General features: G+C 37.0%; 14 protein-coding genes. All 14 read right to left on the minus strand.

What is annotated here, in order from left to right; translation table 11 throughout:
* Positions 1-121: 121 nt before the first annotated feature.
* The 14 genes from rnjB to A33S_RS0103455 all read right to left on the minus strand — a co-directional run bounded on the left by rnjB (position 122) and on the right by A33S_RS0103455 (position 19,091).
* Positions 122-1,795 (minus strand): ribonuclease J2, encoded by a 1,674-nt coding sequence (gene rnjB / locus A33S_RS0103390; protein WP_009381764.1) that lies wholly within the window; start codon positions 1,793-1,795, stop codon positions 122-124.
* A gap of 304 nt (positions 1,796-2,099) precedes the next feature.
* Complete coding sequence (pnp, locus tag A33S_RS0103395) at positions 2,100-4,196, minus strand: polyribonucleotide nucleotidyltransferase (protein WP_009381763.1); 2,097 nt, start codon at positions 4,194-4,196, stop codon at positions 2,100-2,102.
* A gap of 165 nt (positions 4,197-4,361) precedes the next feature.
* Positions 4,362-4,631 carry a 30S ribosomal protein S15 gene (gene rpsO, locus A33S_RS0103400; protein WP_009381760.1) on the minus strand — a complete coding sequence of 90 codons (270 nt, stop codon included), beginning with the start codon at positions 4,629-4,631 and terminating at the stop codon, positions 4,362-4,364.
* 109 nt (positions 4,632-4,740) lie between these two features.
* Positions 4,741-5,715 (minus strand): bifunctional riboflavin kinase/FAD synthetase, encoded by a 975-nt coding sequence (locus A33S_RS0103405; protein WP_017176562.1) that lies wholly within the window; start codon positions 5,713-5,715, stop codon positions 4,741-4,743.
* A 12-nt stretch (positions 5,716-5,727) separates the two neighbouring features.
* Positions 5,728-6,645, minus strand: coding sequence for a tRNA pseudouridine(55) synthase TruB (truB, locus tag A33S_RS0103410; RefSeq protein WP_009381756.1), 918 nt, complete (start codon positions 6,643-6,645; stop codon positions 5,728-5,730).
* A 77-nt stretch (positions 6,646-6,722) separates the two neighbouring features.
* A complete protein-coding gene (gene rbfA, locus A33S_RS0103415) occupies positions 6,723-7,070 on the minus strand; it encodes a 30S ribosome-binding factor RbfA (protein WP_009381754.1) in 348 nt (115 codons plus the stop codon).
* 63 nt (positions 7,071-7,133) lie between these two features.
* Positions 7,134-7,448 (minus strand): hypothetical protein, encoded by a 315-nt coding sequence (locus tag A33S_RS0103420; protein WP_009381752.1) that lies wholly within the window; start codon positions 7,446-7,448, stop codon positions 7,134-7,136.
* 314 nt (positions 7,449-7,762) lie between these two features.
* Complete coding sequence (infB, locus tag A33S_RS0103425; RefSeq protein ID WP_009381750.1) at positions 7,763-9,874, minus strand: translation initiation factor IF-2; 2,112 nt, start codon at positions 9,872-9,874, stop codon at positions 7,763-7,765.
* 4 nt (positions 9,875-9,878) lie between these two features.
* Positions 9,879-10,196, minus strand: coding sequence for a L7Ae/L30e/S12e/Gadd45 family ribosomal protein (locus tag A33S_RS0103430; protein ID WP_009381749.1), 318 nt, complete (start codon positions 10,194-10,196; stop codon positions 9,879-9,881).
* Entirely contained in the window at positions 10,193-10,477 is a 285-nt protein-coding gene (gene rnpM / locus A33S_RS0103435; protein WP_009381746.1) for an RNase P modulator RnpM, read from the minus strand. The genes A33S_RS0103430 and rnpM overlap by 4 nt, the downstream gene beginning before the upstream one ends.
* Positions 10,478-10,493: 16 nt before the next feature.
* Positions 10,494-11,765 carry a transcription termination factor NusA gene (gene nusA, locus A33S_RS0103440; protein WP_009381745.1) on the minus strand — a complete coding sequence of 424 codons (1,272 nt, stop codon included), beginning with the start codon at positions 11,763-11,765 and terminating at the stop codon, positions 10,494-10,496.
* A 21-nt stretch (positions 11,766-11,786) separates the two neighbouring features.
* The gene (rimP, locus tag A33S_RS0103445; RefSeq protein ID WP_009381744.1) at positions 11,787-12,254 is read right to left on the minus strand and encodes a ribosome maturation factor RimP; all 468 of its coding nucleotides are present in this window, start codon (positions 12,252-12,254) and stop codon (positions 11,787-11,789) included.
* A gap of 146 nt (positions 12,255-12,400) precedes the next feature.
* Positions 12,401-16,717: a PolC-type DNA polymerase III gene (locus A33S_RS0103450; protein WP_009381741.1), complete on the minus strand. Its 4,317-nt coding sequence runs from the start codon at positions 16,715-16,717 to the stop codon at positions 12,401-12,403.
* Between the two features lie 670 nt (positions 16,718-17,387).
* Positions 17,388-19,091, minus strand: a complete 1,704-nt coding sequence (locus A33S_RS0103455; protein WP_009381740.1) for a proline--tRNA ligase — start codon at positions 19,089-19,091, stop codon at positions 17,388-17,390.
* Between the last annotated feature and the right edge of the window lie 9 nt (positions 19,092-19,100).

The following is a 19,100-nucleotide window of genomic DNA, read 5'->3' on the forward strand; positions in this document are numbered from 1 at the left end:
GCGTCAATGAACTGACGATAAATCATCACTGAATAATGAAATGCTATGGTACATACTAACTATACCATAGCATTAAACGTATCTATTTAAGAAACAATCATATGATAAATAACGTTCACAATTAAACTTCTGAAATAATTGGAATAATCATCGGACGACGACGTGTGCTATCAAATAGTAATTTACTGATTTGATCACGCATGTTTTGCTTCATCTCAGACCATTCAATGCGTTTCTCTTGAAGACCCGCTTCAACGATTTCATGCACTTTCTCTTCGGCCTCTTTTAATAACGCTTCGCTTTCTCTTACATAAACGAAGCCACGTGATTGAATTTCAGGCCCTGCTGCAATACGCTTATTCTTCTGATCAAGCGTAACAACAACGATAAAGATACCATCCTCTGCAAGTAAGTGACGGTCACGTAGTACAATGTTACCAACGTCGCCAACACCGATACCATCGATTAAGACGTTACCTGCATGAACTTTTTCATTAAGAATCATTTCTTTTCCATCAAAGTTAATGACGTCACCGCGCTCAGCTAAAAAGATCTTCTCAGGCGCAACACCAGTTTCATTTGCAAGTTTTGCATGCGCAATTTGCATCTTGAATTCACCTTGAACTGGAATGAAATATTCGGGTTTCATAATATTTAACATCATTTTAAGTTCTTCCATACAACCATGACTTGAAGCATGAATTTTCTTGTTATTTGGAATAATGTTAGCACCAGCACGTGACAATTCGTTTAACGTATTACCGATAATCACTTCCATATTCGCACTAGCTGTAATCGCTAGGAATACAGAGTCGCCTTCTTCAATATTCATAATCTTATGCTTTTGACGTGCCATTTGGCTTAAAGCTTCAACAGGTTCTCCTTGCATACCTGTTGCGATAATAACGACTTCGTTTTTCGGATAATTTTCAACTTCATTAATCGGAATTAATAAGTCTTTAGGGATATCAAAATAGCCCATCTTACGTGCAGTATTAAACGAACTTTCTAAAGAACGACCTAAGAAAGAAACTTTACGGTTTAATTTCTTCGCAATATTTAAAACTTGTTGAATACGAACAAAGTTTGATGCATAACAAGATACAATTAAACGACCGTGTACCTTAGTAAACGCATCTTGCATATGACTTTCAATCACATTTTCAGGCGTATTGTAGCCTGGCTTTTCTGCTTCGGTCGAGTCACTAATTAAAGCAAAAACGCCTTTTTCGCCAATTTCAGTCATACGTTGTAAGTTTGGTGCATAATGACCATGTAAACTTTGATCAAATTTAAATTCACCCGTATAGACGATTGCACCATATGATGTATGAATACAAACACCTAAACTATCTGGAATACTATGTGTTGTGTTAAAGAATGTCACGTTCACGCTCTTGAAACGCATAATCGATTCGTCATTTACAACATAATAACGAACCTTTTTCTTGATGTTACGTGCTTTCATGTTTTCTTTAACTAAACCAATTGTTAATTTAGAACCATAAACAGGTGCGTCAACTTGTTCTAATACGTATGAAACAGCACCAATCGCATGTTCATGGCCATGTGTAAGGAATATACCTTTTAATTTATCTTTATTTTCAATGACATACTGAATATCAGGAATAACGATGTCGATTCCTAACATTTCATCTTCTGGAAACATGAGCCCAGCGTCTAACATGAACATCTCGTTATCAACTTCAACGATGTACATGTTTTTGGCAATTTCACCCACGCCTCCTAAGGGGATGATGCGTATGTTTTTATTATTTTTCTTTACTAATTTCAACTTGCTACCTCCTCATCATTTGCCCCGACGATATATGAATTCATTCTATATTATAAGTTAATTTAAGTTATATGTACAATTTGAGCTATTTATCACAAGGGTCTCTTTAGGTGTAATCGATTTAAGTTAGTGCGTATATTTAAAGGGCTTTTCAATCATTTAGGAAAAGCACTCTAAGATAACGATCAATGCTCTCGCGATATCCTAAAAAGTAAAGACCGGGACGATGTAAACAATCCCAGTCTTTCAATCATAATATGACTAAAATACATGTTACCTATTTAAATAAAGGTGATGACGTTTATTAGTCTAATAGGACTTTGTGAGATGCATTCACGCGACCTTGTTTATCAATTTCAGTTACTTTAACTTTAAACGTGTCGCCGACTTTAAGCACATCTCCTACTTTATTAATGCGTTCCTTAGAGATTTGTGAAATGTGAACAAGCGCATCTTTACCAGGGAATAATTCAACGAAAGCACCGTATTTCTCAATACGTTTAACTTTACCGTCGTAGATTTGGCCAACTTCAGCTTCACGCACGATATCTAAGATCCATTCTTTCGCACGTGTAATCATGTCTTGTTCTACTGAACCGATAAATACTGTACCATCTTGTTCGATATCAAGTTTAACACCTGTTTCATCAATAATTTCGTTGATTTGTTTACCACCTGGTCCGATTACGTCACGTATCTTTTCAGGCTTAATGGTAATTACTTCAACTTTCGGCGCGTATTTACTTAATTCAGAACGAGGTGTATCAATTGTTTCAAGCATATGCTCTAGGATATTTAAACGTCCAATACGAGCTTGTTCTAAAGCTTCTTCGATAACTTCTTTCGTTAAGCCATCAATTTTGATGTCCATTTGAATCGCTGTAATACCTTCTTTAGTACCCGCTACTTTGAAGTCCATGTCACCTAAAGCATCTTCCATACCTTGGATGTCTGTAAGAATTGTGTAGCTATCTTCACGTGTTACTAAGCCCATCGCGATACCTGCTACAGGTGCTTTAATTGGTACACCAGCATCCATTAACGCTAATGTAGAACCACAAATTGACGCTTGTGAAGAGGAACCATTTGATTCTAAAACTTCACTTACAATACGAACTGTGTATGGGAAGTCCTTTTCATCAGGAATTATGTGTCTTAATGCACGTTCACCTAATGCACCATGACCAATTTCACGACGTCCTGGCGCTCTAACTGGTCCAGTTTCACCTACTGAGAAGTTAGGGAAGTTATAGTGATGCATAAAGCGTTTATGTTCTTCAGGTCCAAGTCCATCGATTAATTGATAGTCACCTAACGCACCTAAAGTTAATACAGATAAGGCTTGCGTTTGGCCACGTGTAAATAACCCTGAACCGTGAGCTCTTGGTAATAATCCCGTTTCTGATGATAATGGGCGAATTTCATCAGGTTTACGACCATCAGGACGGATTTTTTCGTCTGCGATAAGACGTCTTACTTCTTCTTTGATGATTTGATTCATAATGGCATTTACATCATTAATGAGTGCTTCGTTATCAGGATCTTCTTCATCGACATATAGCGCTACAATTTCGTCACGAACCGCATCGATTTTATCTTCACGTTCTTTTTTATCTTCAGTTTGAATCGCTTTTTTAAGGCCTTTTTCTTCAGCTTGCGCAACGACCTTCTCCTCTAAGTCCGCATCTTTAATTGGCGGTGTGAATTCAATTTTTTCAGGTTGAATGTGGTCAATAATCTCTTGTTGAAAAGCCACTAAACGTTTAATTTCTTCATGACCGAAAAGAATGGCTTCTAACATCTCTTGTTCCGTAATTTCTTTCGCACCAGCTTCAACCATGTTAACTGCGTCTTTATGTCCAGCAACTTCTAGGTCCAGACGTGAAACCTCTTTTTGTTCTTTATTCGGATTAATGATATATTCACCATCAATATACCCAACATTAACGCCAGCAATTGGGCCTTGGAATGGAATATCAGATACAGATAGTGCCATAGAAGAACCAATCATTGCAGCCATTTCTGGTGAACAATCTGGATCCGCACTTAAAACCGTATTCATGATTTGAACGTCATATCGATACCCTTCTGGGAAAAGTGGACGAATAGGTCTATCGATTAAACGTGCAGTTAAAGTTGCATCATCGCCTGGTCTACCTTCTCTTTTTTTAAAGCCACCTGGAATTTTACCAGCAGCGTACATTTTCTCTTCATAGTTAACCATTAATGGGAAGAAGTCCCCATCTCTAGGTTCTTTAGATTGAACAGCAGTAGATAATACAACTGTTTCACCGTAACGAACTAATACAGCACCGTTAGCTTGTTTCGCTAATTGACCTGTTTCAATCGTTAAAGGTTTATTTGCCCATTCCGTTTTGAATATTTTCTTTTCTTGAGACATTATGAATCTCCTCTCCATCGTCTATTATCCTTATCATAACATTTATTAAAGTAAATGAATAATACAAATTTATAGAAAAAAAAGAGAGTGTAACAGCTTAAAGTGTCACACTCCCTTAAGTAGAAATTCGTCTACTAATTTATAAAACTTAAGTTAAAGTTTAGATTAACGACGAAGACCTAATGATTTAATTAATTCACGGTAACGTTGGATGTCGTTGTCACGTAAGTAAGTTAATAAGTGTTTACGACGACCAACCATTTTTAATAAACCACGACGTGAATGGTGGTCTTTTTTGTGTACACGTAAGTGTTCGTTTAAAGCAGTGATTTCAGCAGTTAAAACTGCTACTTGTACTTCTGGAGAACCAGTGTCTGCTTCGTGTGTACGGTATTCTTTAATGATTTCGTTTTTACGTTCTTGTGAAATTGCCATTATCAATTTCCTCCTTTAATTTTAGTGTCGCCTTAATCTGAGCAAAGCGCCGGAGGGTCAACTTGCCAAGAGAAAGGTCCTTCAAAACAAATACGTTAATTTGTTCGACTTATATATTATAAGAGATATCGTCTTCAAAATCAACCGATAATAAATACTTTGCACGTTCTTTATCTTGATTCATTTGTTCAACAAGCGGATCGATACCATTAAATTTTTGTTCAGGTCTTAAATAATGATGCCAGAATACAATGACACGTTCACCATAAATATTCTCATCAAAGTCAAAAATATTCACTTCAATTACAATGTGCGACGTATTAGGATCGTGGAATGTAGGTTTAACGCCTACATTACAGACACCGCGGTAAACCTGGTCACTCGGTCCAATAGCTAAGCTTACGGCATATACGCCTTTTTTAGGTAATACGAAATCATCGCTTGGCTCAATATTTGCCGTAGGAAAGCCGATTGTACGCCCACGTTTTTCACCTTGAACAACCGTACCTTTAATTTGATAACGGTATCCAAGTTGTTCATTTGCATATTGAAGCTCGCCTTCTTTTAGAGCTTTACGAATCGCAGTTGTAGAAATTTTTTCATCATTTAAATCTTCCTTACCAACAACTGTACAGTTAAAATGATTGTCTAACGCCTGTAGTACCGCCATATTACCTTTACCAAACTTTCCAAAGGTAAAGTCAAAGCCAGCAATAACTTCTTTAACATTATTCTGAATGAGATACTGATCAATAAATGCTTCAGCAGTAACACTCGCGAATCGTGATGAAAAGTTCACGACTAAACAATAATCGATACCCATTTCTTCAATCATTTCAAGTTTATAAGGTAGTGGTGTTAAGTAATCAGTACGCTTACGCTCAGGATTTAATACAACAGATGGATGAGGGTCAAACGTCATAACTGCTTTTTTCAATCCTTCACGAGAAGCGATTTCATCTAATTTTTCGAATACCTTTTGATGCCCTCGATGTAATCCATCGAAAAAGCCAAGGGCCATCGCGATGTTTTCATTGATAAATTGTTCTTTTTGAATCGGATGTGTAATTTCAATAACTTCCATGCCAATACTCCTTTAATTGAAGACCTTTTTTGGTTTAAGTTCATCATTTTTAGAAGGATGAATTTCATAGATAGCGAGCGCTTTGTTCGTTCTAATATCCTTCATAACACATATATCTTTAATATCTTGTTTAAAGTAACGTCGCTTAAATTTTTGCCCATTTAGAATTCGTTTAACTAATTGGTCATCATCAATTTCAATTGTTAACAATGCATTCAATCCATATTCTAATGGAAATAATTCAGACTGTAACTTCTCTTGCTCATGTAACGTTCGAATCTCTTCTAGTGTAAAGCTATCATTTAAATTAAAGCCACCACTATTCGTACGCTCAAGTTGATGCATGTGCGCTGGCTTACCAAGCTTACGGCCGATATCAGTTGCGAGTGTTCTAATATACGTACCCTTACCACATGTCACTTCTATTTCAAAATATAGCATATCATCCTGATAGTTTAAGTCACCTAAACGCGCGATTTTATGAATATAGATTTGGCGTTCAGGTCGTTCTACGGTTTCATTGTTACGCGCATATTCATATAAACGTTTCCCTTTAACCTTTACAGATGAATACATTGGCGGTATTTGTGTCGTTTCACCTAAAAATGAAGCTAAAACGTCATCAATTGTCTCATTAGAAAACGCATCGACCTCAATCGCTTCAGAATCCAATACGTCGCCCGTTTGATCCTCTGTCGTTGTACTTTGACCAACCGCTATGGTTGCACGATACGTTTTACCCATTTCCATGATATATTCACTGACTTTAGTAGCACTACCTATACAAACAGGTAATACACCTGTAACTTCTGGATCTAATGTACCAGTATGACCGACCTTTTTCGTTTTCAAAATTTTTCGTAGTTTGAAGACTACATCATGACTCGTAAGCCCTTTAGGTTTATTTACAGGCAAGATGCCGTGATACATACTTTCACTTCCCTAAACGATATTTACATAAAAAATAAGCCGAGACATTACCTATCTCGACTGTTTTGTATGGTATATTAATCTTTTTTGTGTAAATCTTGAATCATTTTTTCAATTTTATTACCATATTCAATCGATTCATCATATTCAAATTCAAGTTCTGGTACAATACGTAAACTTAAACGGTTTCCAATTTCTGATTTTAAAAAGCCTTTTGCTTTTTCTAAACCTTTAAAAGTATCTTCACGTTCTTTCTCACTACCTAGAACAGTTAAGAATACCTTAGCTTGTGATAAATCGCTTGTAACGCGTACATCTGTAATTGTTAAGAAACCAATTCTAGGATCTTTAACTTCATTATTAATGATGTCCATTAATTCTTGCATCATTTGTTGACCTACACGTTCACTTCGCATATTACTCATTTTCTCACCTCATTTATTTATTATGGTAAGATGCTTCTTATTATAAAAATTATAGACTAGAGTTTACCTATTCGTCAATTGACTCCTTTTCATGATCTCGTCAATAACGCCCTTATCCTTAATCGATCTTATAGTTACAGATTCTTTATGATAATCAAAACTCAGATGATAGTGATTGAAAGATTTATGGCATTCTACATTTCGCATTTCTCTAAAGCGGAACGTATCTAAATAAAGTGGGTAAATCGGAGCTAATGGTTCGAATGTCACACTTGTTTCAGATAATATGACGTGACCTGGTATCGAAATCTTTCGAAATAAGTTAATTTCACGACGACATTTATATTTGGTTTCTTGATTAGATTTTAATTCAGTCATATTTGTTCACATCCTCTACTCTTATTATATAGCGGTAGCAGACATATAAATATGACTTTTTTATTAAATATTTACGTCGTGTGATTTGTATATTCCCTCTTTGAAAATGAACTTCAAATTTTCATTCCTTAAATCTATTTTCCTTTTCAAAAAGCAAAATAGAAGGAGCGAATGTGAAGTCAACAAACTCCCTATTTCGCTCCTTAAGAATCATCTAGCTCTATAATATTAAGCATCTTTCAAACGAACATAGATAAAGTAAAGTAATAACCTTTAAGGCTAGAACTTACTTAATCCCGTCGTTCGAAATCGTGTTATCTTTCAATTTCTACCATTACAAATGCTTCGATAATGTCGCCTTCTTTAAGGTCATTATAGTTAGAAATTGTAATACCACATTCATAACCTTTAGCAACTTCTTTAGCATCGTCTTTGTAACGTTTAAGGGTATCTAATTCGCCTTCGAATTGAACAATACCATCACGAATAATTCTTACACCAGAATCACGTGTGATTTTACCGTCTGTTACGTAACTACCAGCGATTGTACCTACTTTAGATACTTTGAATGTTTGACGTACTTCTGCTTGACCGATAACTTTCTCTTCGTATTCAGGGTCAAGTAGACCTTTCATCGCTGATTCAATTTCTTCAATAACGTTATAGATAACACGGTGTAAACGCATATCTACGTTTTCAGCTTCTGCTGCACGCTTAGCACCAGCATCTGGACGTACGTTAAAGCCGATGATGATACCGTTTGATGCATTCGCTAATGTTACGTCTGATTCATTGATTGCACCTGTTGCAGTATGAATAATACGTACATTAACACCTTCAACATCAATCTTCATAAGTGAAGCAGATAATGCTTCTACAGAACCTTGAACGTCACCTTTGATGATAACGTTTAAGTCTTTCATTTCACCTTGTTTCATTTGTTCAAATAAGTTATCAAGTGAAACGTTTTTACTTTCTTGACGTTGATTTAAGATATTTTCTTGATGACGTGCTTCACCGATACGGCGTGCTTGTTTTTCATCTTTGAATACAACGAAGCGGTCACCTGCTTGAGGTACGTCATTAATACCTGTGATCTCAACTGGCGTAGAAGGTCCTGCAGATTTAATACGTTGACCTAAGTCATTTACCATCGCACGAACTTTACCGTAAGCATTACCAACTACAATCGCATCACCTACGTTAAGTGTACCGTTTTGTACTAGTAATGATGCAGCTGGACCTCTTGATTTATCAAGTTCCGCTTCAATCACCGTACCAACAGCGCGTTTATCTGTATTAGCTTTAAGCTCTTGAACTTCTGATACAAGTACTAACATTTCAAGTAAGTCATCGATACCTTCACCATTTAAAGCTGAAAGTGGAACGAAAATGGTATCGCCACCCCAGTCTTCAGGGATAAGACCATACTCAGTTAATTCTTGCATCACTCGATCTGGATTAGCAGTTGGTTTATCGACTTTATTCACTGCCACGATAATAGGTACATCTGCTTCTTTCGCATGGTTAATCGCTTCAATTGTTTGTGGCATTACACCATCATCTGCCGCAACCACTAAGATCGTAATATCAGTTACTTGAGCACCTCTAGCACGCATCGTCGTGAATGCAGCGTGTCCTGGTGTATCTAAGAATGTAATTGTTTTACCATCGTTCTCAATTTGGTAAGCACCGATATGTTGAGTGATACCGCCTGCTTCACCTTCAGTAACACGTGTATCACGGATAGTATCTAATAATGTCGTTTTACCATGGTCAACGTGACCCATGATTGTAACGATTGATGGACGTTCAATTGCATTTTCATCTTCTTCGTCTTCATCATCAAAATAAGTTGATAAGTCTTTGTCGTCAACAATAACTTCTTCTTCAACTTCTACACCATAATCTGAAGCAATTAACTCTAAAGCTTCAACATCAAGTGATTGGTTGATATTAGCCATAATACCAAGCATAAATAACTTCTTGATGATTTCAGAAGAATCAACGTTCATTTTCTCAGCTAACTCACCAACAGTGATGCCTTCTTGATAATAGATTTTCTCTGGAATCTCTTTCTTTTCTTTAGGCTCAGCTGATTGCTTGTTATTTTTCTTATTGTTTTTGTTGTTCTTTTTATTTTTGTTATTTTTCTTGTTGTTTTTCTTGTTCTTAGGTTGGTTTTGGTTCTTTTGATTCTTTTGGTTGTTGTTCTTTGTGTTTTTATTTTGTTGTTTGTGATTATCTTGAGTTGATGCAGTGTCTTTGTTGGATTTAAATACTTTATCTAAAGCTTTGACTTGATCCTCTTCAAGTGCTTGCATGTGATTGGAAACTTCCACGTTCATCTTTTTTAATTCATCTATAATATCTTTACTTTTTAAGTTTAATTCTTTTGCATATTCGTAAATTCGTTTTTTACTCATATAATCACTCCTTACTATATTCATCCAGCAAGGACAATAGTTTTTTCGAAAAACCATTATCCGTAATTCCTACATTCACTCGCTCCCCTTTACCAATTGCTTCACCTAACTCATGACGTTGGCCGAAAAATCTAAGCGGGACTTGATAGGTATTACATTTATTTTTCATTACTTTAATTGCGTTGTCACTCGCATCATGAGGTAGAATGACTAATTTGACCTGGCGTTTTTTTAAGCTATTTACAATAACGTCTTCCCCTGTTTTGACTTTTCCTGCACGCATCGCTAACCCTAAAAAGTTAAGAATTTGCGTCTTCATCATTTCGGAATCTCTTCACGATAGATTAAGCGAATAATCTCTTTATAAACAGGCTCTAAAGTTTCTTGATTACTTTTAAAGAACTTTTCAAGTGTTTCTTGTTCTTGTGCCTTTTCAACAAGATTTAAGTCCTTTGAAACATACGCGCCACGTCCTTGCTTCTTGCCAGTGCCGTCCGCAAAGATGTCGCCTTCTTTATTTTGAACGACACGAATCATGTCTTTCTTAGGTTTCATTTCTTGCGAGAGAATACATTTTCGCATTGGGATCTTCTTTTTCTTCAATGACTATCCCTCCAAATTAAGCTTCGTCTTCGTTTTTAGCAACTGATTCATTATCTTCAGAAGTCTCATTGTCGTCATCTTCTGTAGCTGTCTCAGTGCTTTCTTCTGTAGTTGTTTCCGTACTGTCATCAGTAGTTGTTTCGACTTGTTCGTCAGAAGTAACGTCTTGTTCTTCTATAGTAGTATCTACATCTTCTTCTAGAACGTCATCATCTGCTTCTTCAGTCTCTTGTACAGGATAAATACCTGCTTCACGAGCATCCGTTTCAGATTTAATATCTATTTTCCAACCTGTTAATTTAGCCGCTAAACGTGCGTTTTGACCACGTTTACCAATTGCTAAAGATAATTGATAATCAGGTACTACAACTGTAGTTGATTGATCAGCTTCATCAACAATAACAGATAGTACTTGTGATGGACTTAAAGCATTGCGTACGAATACTTTAGGGTCTTCACTCCATTGAACGATGTCGATTTTTTCGCCACCTAATTCTTCAACTACCGCTTCAACACGCGCACCTTTAGACCCTACGCATGCACCTACTGCATCGATATCTTCGTTATCAGAGTGTACACTGATTTTAGAACGGTCGCCAGCTTCACGTGCTACAGATTTCACAATAACTGTACCCTCGTAAATCTCTGGAACCTCTTGTTCAAATAAACGTTTTAAAAGCCCAGGATGACTTCTTGAAACATAGATTTGAGGTCCTTTAGTAGTTTGTTCTACTTTATTGACATAGACCTTAATGCGTTCATTCGGAATATAGCTTTCATTAGGACTTCTTTCAGCCTCAGATAACACAGCTTCAGTACGACCTAAGTTAACGTATACATATCTATGGTCTACACGGTCGATTAAACCTGTCATAATGTCTTCTTCTTTATCAATAAACTCATCATAAAGAATTTCACGCTCAGCATCACGTAAGCGCTGCATAACTGCTTGTTTAGCTGCTTGTGCACCCACACGACCGAAGTCTTTAGGTGTAACATCTTCTTCATAGATGTCGCCTTCTTCGTAAGCTGGGTTTTTCTCTAGTGCTGTTGAAATATGAACTTCATCACGATCGTCCATTACTTCTTCTACAACACGTTTACGTGAGATAACTCTAAATGAACCTACGTCCATATTTAATTCTACACGTACGTTGCGCGCACTGTCGTAGTTCTTTTTATAAGCAGTAATTAATGCTGCTTCAATCGCATCAATTAAAACTTCTCTAGGAATCTTTTTTTCCTTTTCTAAATATTCAACTGCTAATAGTAATTCATTACTTTCCACTTTAGTTCCTCCTTATCACGGTTAAATCATAACTGCATGTCTTGCTTTAGCAATTTTGTTTCTAGGAATTTCAATATCTTTTGTATTAGATTTAACTTTAATTTCCATGACAATCGTGTCTTCATCTACTGATTTAAGAATACCTAAATATTCTTTACTACCATCAATTGGTGCATAAAGAGAAACGAATATGGGTTGCGTGACCGCATTTTGATATTCTTTTTCCTTTTTAATCGGGCGTTCTGCACCAGGAGATGCTACGTCTAAATAATACATTTCTGGGATTGGATCTTCTTCATCCATAACTTCACTGATTTTCTCAGAAGCTAGCGTACAGTCATTTAAATCGACGCCACCAGGTTTATCTATGGAAATTCTAAGAAAATGATCTTTACCTTCTTTAACAAATTCAACTTCAACAAGGTCATAATTTAATTCATCAAGGACGGGTTGTATTATTGTTTCAACTTTTTCAGTTACTTTACTCATACGAGCCTCCTTTAAAATAACAAATAGAAAAGAGTGGGACAAAACCCACTCTTTCTGCTGAGTCATATTTTTTAAGCAAGTATATTATACCACAGGTTCAATGCGTTAACAAATGTAACCTTTACGAACGCCTTCATATCACAACTTTACATATCGAATATAGAAAGTTGTGCTTTATCCGGCATGTTAGGTAATGAGCCTAGGGCATCGAGATAATCGATGACTTTTTGAGAAACACCTGCTTTTTTATTAAGGTCTTCTTTTGATAAGAAAGGTCCCTCTTCACGGGCTTCCACAATACGTTTCGCAACATTCTCACCTAGACCTGGTACTGCAATAAATGGCGGAATAAGCGTATCGCCTTCAATAATAAATTCAAACGACTGACTCTTCTCTAAATCAATCGGTTGCATACGAAAGCCACGATGCGCCATTTCATTCATAATTTCAAGAACCGTTAAGACGTCTTTCTCTTTCTTACCAAGTTCCATAAAGCGTTGGTACATATCTTGAATCGTACTCTTAATACCTTCTTTATCTTTAATCATCGTCAGTAAATCAAAGTCAGATGCACGAACTGTAAAGTATGACGCATAGTAATAAAGTGGATAATGTACTTTGAAATAAGCGATACGTACGGCCATAAGTACATAAGCTGCGGCATGGGCTTTAGGGAACATGTACTTAATCTTCTTACATGAATCTAAATACCAATCCGGAACGCCATTTTCCTTCATCGTTTCTTCCCATTCTTCTTTCAAGCCTTTACCTTTACGCACGGCCTCCATAATTTGGAAGGCAAGCGCTGGTTCAAGCCCTGCGTACATTAAGTAAACCATGATATCATCACGACAACCAATCGTACCTGATAAATCACACGTACCTGAGCGCACAAGTTCCTGCGCATTACCTAACCACACGTCAGTACCATGTGACAACCCAGAAATTTGAACCAATTCTGAGAAAGTCGTTGGTTTCGTGTCCTCTAACATTTGACGTACGAACCCTGTACCAAATTCAGGTACACCAAACGTTCCAGTCTTACAAAGAATATCTTCTTCAGTTACGCCTAAACTCTCAGGACTACTAAAGATTTGCATCGTTTCTTTATCATCAACCGGTATCGTTTGTGGATCTATACCTGATAAGTCTTGTAGCATACGAATCATCGTTGGGTCATCGTGCCCAAGTATATCAAGCTTTAACACATTATCATGAATCGAATGGAAGTCAAAGTGCGTCGTCATCCAAGCTGACGTTTGGTCATCGGCTGGATATTGAATCGGCGTGAAATCATAAATATCCATATAATCTGGCACAACGATAATACCACCAGGGTGCTGACCAGTCGTACGCTTAACACCCGTACAACCTTTAACCAGTCGGTCTACTTCAGCACCGCGTTTATGAATTCCTTGGTCATTTAAATAACCTTTCACGAAACCGAACGCTGTCTTTTCCGCAACCGTACCGATTGTACCCGCTCTGAATACTTTATCCTCCCCGAAAAGCACTTTCGTATAGTTATGCGCTTCAGGTTGATATTCACCACTAAAGTTCAAGTCGATATCGGGTACCTTATTACCTGTAAATCCTAAGAATGTTTCGAACGGAATATCTTGGCCTTCTTTAATCAATTCAGTACCACATTTCGTGCAACATTTATCTGGTAAATCAAATCCTGAACCAACAGAACCATCATTAAAGAATTCACTTTCCTTACATGTCGGACAAATATAATGCGGTGGTAATGGGTTAACTTCTGTAATCTCTGTCATTGTAGCGACAAAGCTTGATCCAACCGAACCACGTGAACCTACTAAGTAACCATCTTCAAGGGACTTTTTAACAAGACGTTGTGAGATTAAATAAATAACTGCGAAGCCATTACCAATGATACTCTCAAGTTCCTTTTCAAGACGGTCAATAACGATTTGAGGTAAGTCATCACCATATAAAGCTTTCGCGTTGTTATAACTAAGTTCACGAATCTCCTCGTTCGCACCATCCATATTAGGTGTATAAAGCTTATCTTTAATCGGTACAACCTCTTCGATGCGATCCGCTAATGCATTCGGATTATCGATTACGAATTCTTTCGCTTGTTCTTCACCTAGAAAATGAAAGGCATCTAACATTTCGTCTGTCGTTCTAAAATGCGCTTCAGGTAATGTTGAACGGTTCAATGGATTACCTGGTTGTGACGCAATTAAAATCTTACGTGCGATATGATCTTGTTCGTGTAAGTAATGCACATTACCTGTCGCAATAACTGGTATGTGATTCTTCTTACCAACATCAATCAATCTGTTATAAATTTCATGCAACGTATTCGTATCTCTGATAAGTTCACGGTCGATTAAATCTTGATATAAAGCTGGAGGTTGTATTTCGATAAAGTCATAGTACTTCGCGATACGTTCAACAGAACTTTGATCTTTCTGCATCACTGCTGTAAAGACTTCACCTTCGTCACACGCACTACCAACTAAGATACCTTCACGATATTCGTCCAGTACTGATCTTGGAATACGGGCTGTACGATAGAAATACGTCACTAATGACGAACTTACAATCTTAAATAAATTCTTAAGACCTTGTTGATTCTGAACAATTAATGTAACGTGGCTTGGTCGCGCACGTTTATACGCATCTTCGTTAGACAATTTTGTATTAATCTCATTATGGTTCGTAACATTGAGTTCTTTTAATTGCTTTAACATCTTAATGAAGATATAAGCTGTTGCTTCTGTATCGTAAATCGCTCTGTGGTGTTGCGTTAGTTCAACGCCATATTTCTTAGCTAAGAAATTCAAACCATGCTTACCATACTCTGTATTAACAGTACGTGATAATTCAAGCGTATCAATAACTGCGTTTGAAGATGGTCCAAATCCTAATCGTTCATAACCTGTATCAATAAAGCCCATATCGAATGAAGCGTTATGCGCGATAAAGATACTGTCACCGACCCACGCTTTAAATTCAGTAAGCACTTCATCAATTTCAGGCGCGTCTTTCAACATATCATCTGTAATGTGCGTTAAGTTGATGATGGTCTCAGAGAGCTTTTCATGGGGGTTACTAAATCGCTCGAATTTATCAATAATCTCGCCATTATGCACTTTCACAGCCGCAAGCTCAATAATTTTATCGTACTGATTGGATAAACCAGTTGTCTCAACGTCAAATACTACGTACGTTGCGTCTTCAAGCGGAATATCTTGCGGTTTATAAGCAATCGGCACGCCGTCATCAACAAGCATACCTTCCATACCATAAATCATCTTGATGCCGTGTTTAGAAGCGGCAGCGTGCGCATCTGGAAACGACTGCACACCATTGTGATCCGTCACCGCAATCGCTTTGTGCCCCCATTTCGCTGCTTGTTCAACATAACCACCTATATGTGTCACGCCGTCCATTTGACTCATAGATGAGTGTAAATGAAACTCAACACGTTTCTCTTCAGATTTATCTTGTTTCGGTGTCTTCTTAATTTCTTGGATATCAGACATCATCATCACGAGGTCACGGATAAACATATCTTCTTCAATACGACCTTGAGCACGCACCCATTTACCTTCACTCAATGCTTTGAAATGTTCTAAGTCATCTTTACGCTTACGTGTGAACATCTTAAGCACAAGCGAATCCGTGTAGTCTGTAACCTTTAATTCTATAATGTGACGACCGCTTTTCAACTCTTTAATATTGATATCAAAGATAACACCTTCGATAGCTACCTTAAATTCTTCTTCTATAATGGATTCAATCGGACGCACATTTTCGACTTGGATCGGTTTACCAATCTCACATTTATCAACCGCGCTATCATTGTTATCCTGTTGTTTCTCCTTCTCTTGCTTCATCTTCTCGAGTTTCTCTGAAGCTTCACGCGCACTCTTCTCATCTTCTTCTTGAATGTGCGCTTCAAGAGAGGCTAAATCATCGTCATGATCACTGTCATCCGTTTCGAAGATGACTTTATCAATATCAAACCCACAGTTTTGAAAGGCTTTTACAAGACTGCCATTACATACCTTATCAAAGTGATTACGTTCAATATCGTTCGAAACCATTACCTTAAGAACGTTACCAGATGTAATCAGTTTCTTTTGCTTCAGTTGGCCCTTAACTTTCGGTGATAAAGCAGTTTGATCAATACAATGTGGGAAATAAGAAATCGCATGCTCATCTTTAATAGATTGATCCTTGATATTAAATTTCCAGTTCACTTTCGCGATATCTTCAAATTCAGTTACAAGCGCATTCGTAAATATAAGGAAGTCTTCATGCGATAAAAAATGTGGTAGCGTGATATTAAATGTCCAACATCGATTAGACACTGAAACGTCTACACGTTCTAATTCGCCTTGTTCTATTATTTGTGCGTCAAGTTGGTTGGCTATTTTTATCTGATCAGCCAATATTTTAAACTTTTGTTGGTTAGTTATATCCAAGTTAGTTACCACCTTAATGTATAAGTTAACGCTTAAGTCATAATTTATATACTTTCATAAGTTGTAAGATACTTTAATTTATTAATCTCACTTAATTGATGTATCGGTTAGTATTGGTTTAATGCTTTACGCCTTTCACGGTGCACTTTACGCGTTTCACAATTCACATTTCGCCCCTTGAAAAACCCTTTCAAAAGCACTTTTTGATAAAACCTGCGTACATTTGGTTCCGGTACATAAGTCTTGAAATAGAGCATTTAAGCTTTATTTCATACGATTCTCAAAATAGCTGACTCAGAGGGCGGGGCCCCGGCAAAGAAATTTGCGCAAGCAAATTCTAAAGCTAAGGAAGCCGGGGTTTTCAATGTTATGAGCAAAGAAGCTCAGGCTTCTTTGTAAGTTCAACTAACGAATTTTAAATTCGAGTTGAACTTTACAGGAAAGCATGCTGTTTAAGAGAATTGTAGTAATATGTCCCAGAACCTTTTTCAATACTTTAATCAACCGAATACATCTTCTATAAGCTTTAAAGCTAAAAAAGCTGAGACATCTATACTTAGCGTTCATAAATGTCTCAGTTTGAATATGTCATGACTTATTAAAATCATATACTAAGTATATAATATTGATAATTGTTTAACTTAGTATAACAAATTTTAACCGGTCATGCTTATTTAATTTCTTGGAAAATCTGTGTTAAGTGCGATGTTAAATCATCAATATGAACTTCATCGCCTTCACCATTATCACGGCGTTTCACTTCAACAATTTGTTCATCTGCACGCTTACCTACAACTACGCGTACTGGTAAACCAATGAGGTCAGCATCATTAAATTTAACACCTGCACGTTCTTTACGGTCATCATAAAGTACATCATAGATCGTTGATAAAGATGTATAAAGCTTGTCACCTAAAACTTGTTGCTCTTCTTTTTTAGGATTAATCGTAATTAAGTGTACATCAAACGGTGTAACGGACTTCGGCCAAATAACACCATTGTCGTCATGGTTTTGTTCAACAATCGCACTAAGCGTTCTTGAAACACCAATACCATAACAGCCCATAATTAAAGGCTCACTACGGCCATCTTGATTTAGGAATGTCGCGTTCATTTCTTCTGAATAACGCGTACCGAGCTTGAAGACTTGACCAACTTCGATACCTTCTTTGAATTTAGCTTCGCCTGAACCATCCGCAAGAGGTTCACCTTCAAGAATAAATCTGAAATCACCAAATTCATTAACCTTAAAGTCACGTTCTAAATTCGCATTGATGTAATGGTAATCATCTTCGTTCGCACCTACAACAATGTTAGCCATATCTTGAACAAAGTTATCCGCATAAATCGTAATGTCTTTATCGGTAATTGGACCTAATGAACCAGGGTTAGCACCAAGTAAGTTAAAGATATCGTCTTGTGTAGCCATTTCGATTGCATCAGTTGCGAAATGCGCTTTAAGTTTAACGTCATTGATTTCATGGTCACCTCGTACAAGAACCATGATATATTCACCATCAACTTTAAAGACCATAGATTTAACGATTTTGTCTAAACCGATATTAAGATGTTTGGATAAATCTTTGACCGTTTTTACTGAAGGTGTATCTATCTTTTCAAGTGCTTCAGGTGACGCGTTTGACGGATTCGCTTCATAAACCACTTCTGCTTTTTCAATATTCGCGGCGTAATCACTATGCTCACTATAAACAATCGTATCTTCACCGATATCACTCAAAGCCATGAATTCGTGTGTATGATTACCACCAATAGCGCCTGAGTCAGCGACAACTGGACGTGCGCTAATACCTACTCGCTTAAATATCGTTGAATAAGCTTGGTACATCGCTTGATACGTTTCATCTAAAGATGCTTCATCACTATGGAATGAGTATGCGTCTTTCATAATGAACTCTCGGCCACGTAATAATCCAAAGCGTGGGCGTTTTTCATCTCTAAATTTCGTTTGAATTTGGAATAATGTAATAGGAAGACGTTTGTAAGACTTTAATTCATCTCTTACTAATGATGTAAAAACCTCTTCATGTGTAGGTCCTAAAGCGAACTCACGACCATGACGGTCTTTCATACGCATTAACTCTGGACCGTAAGCTTCCCAACGCTTAGATTCTTCCCATAATTCTTTTTGTTGCATAACGGGCATTGATACTTCTACTGCATCAATATTTTCCATTTCTTCACGTACGATATGTGAAATGTTGTTAAGTACGCGTGTTGCAAGTGGTAAGTAGCTATACACACCACTTGTCATTTGTTTGATTAAACCTGCTTTTAATAATAATTTATGACTTATCGCTTCAGCCTCAGCTGGTTCTTCTCTAAGTGTTGGGATAAACATTTTAGTTTGTCTCATAAATCTAAC

The sequence above is a fragment of the Staphylococcus massiliensis CCUG 55927 genome (assembly GCF_000298075.1).
Taxonomy (GTDB): Bacteria; Bacillota; Bacilli; order Staphylococcales; family Staphylococcaceae; genus Staphylococcus; species Staphylococcus massiliensis.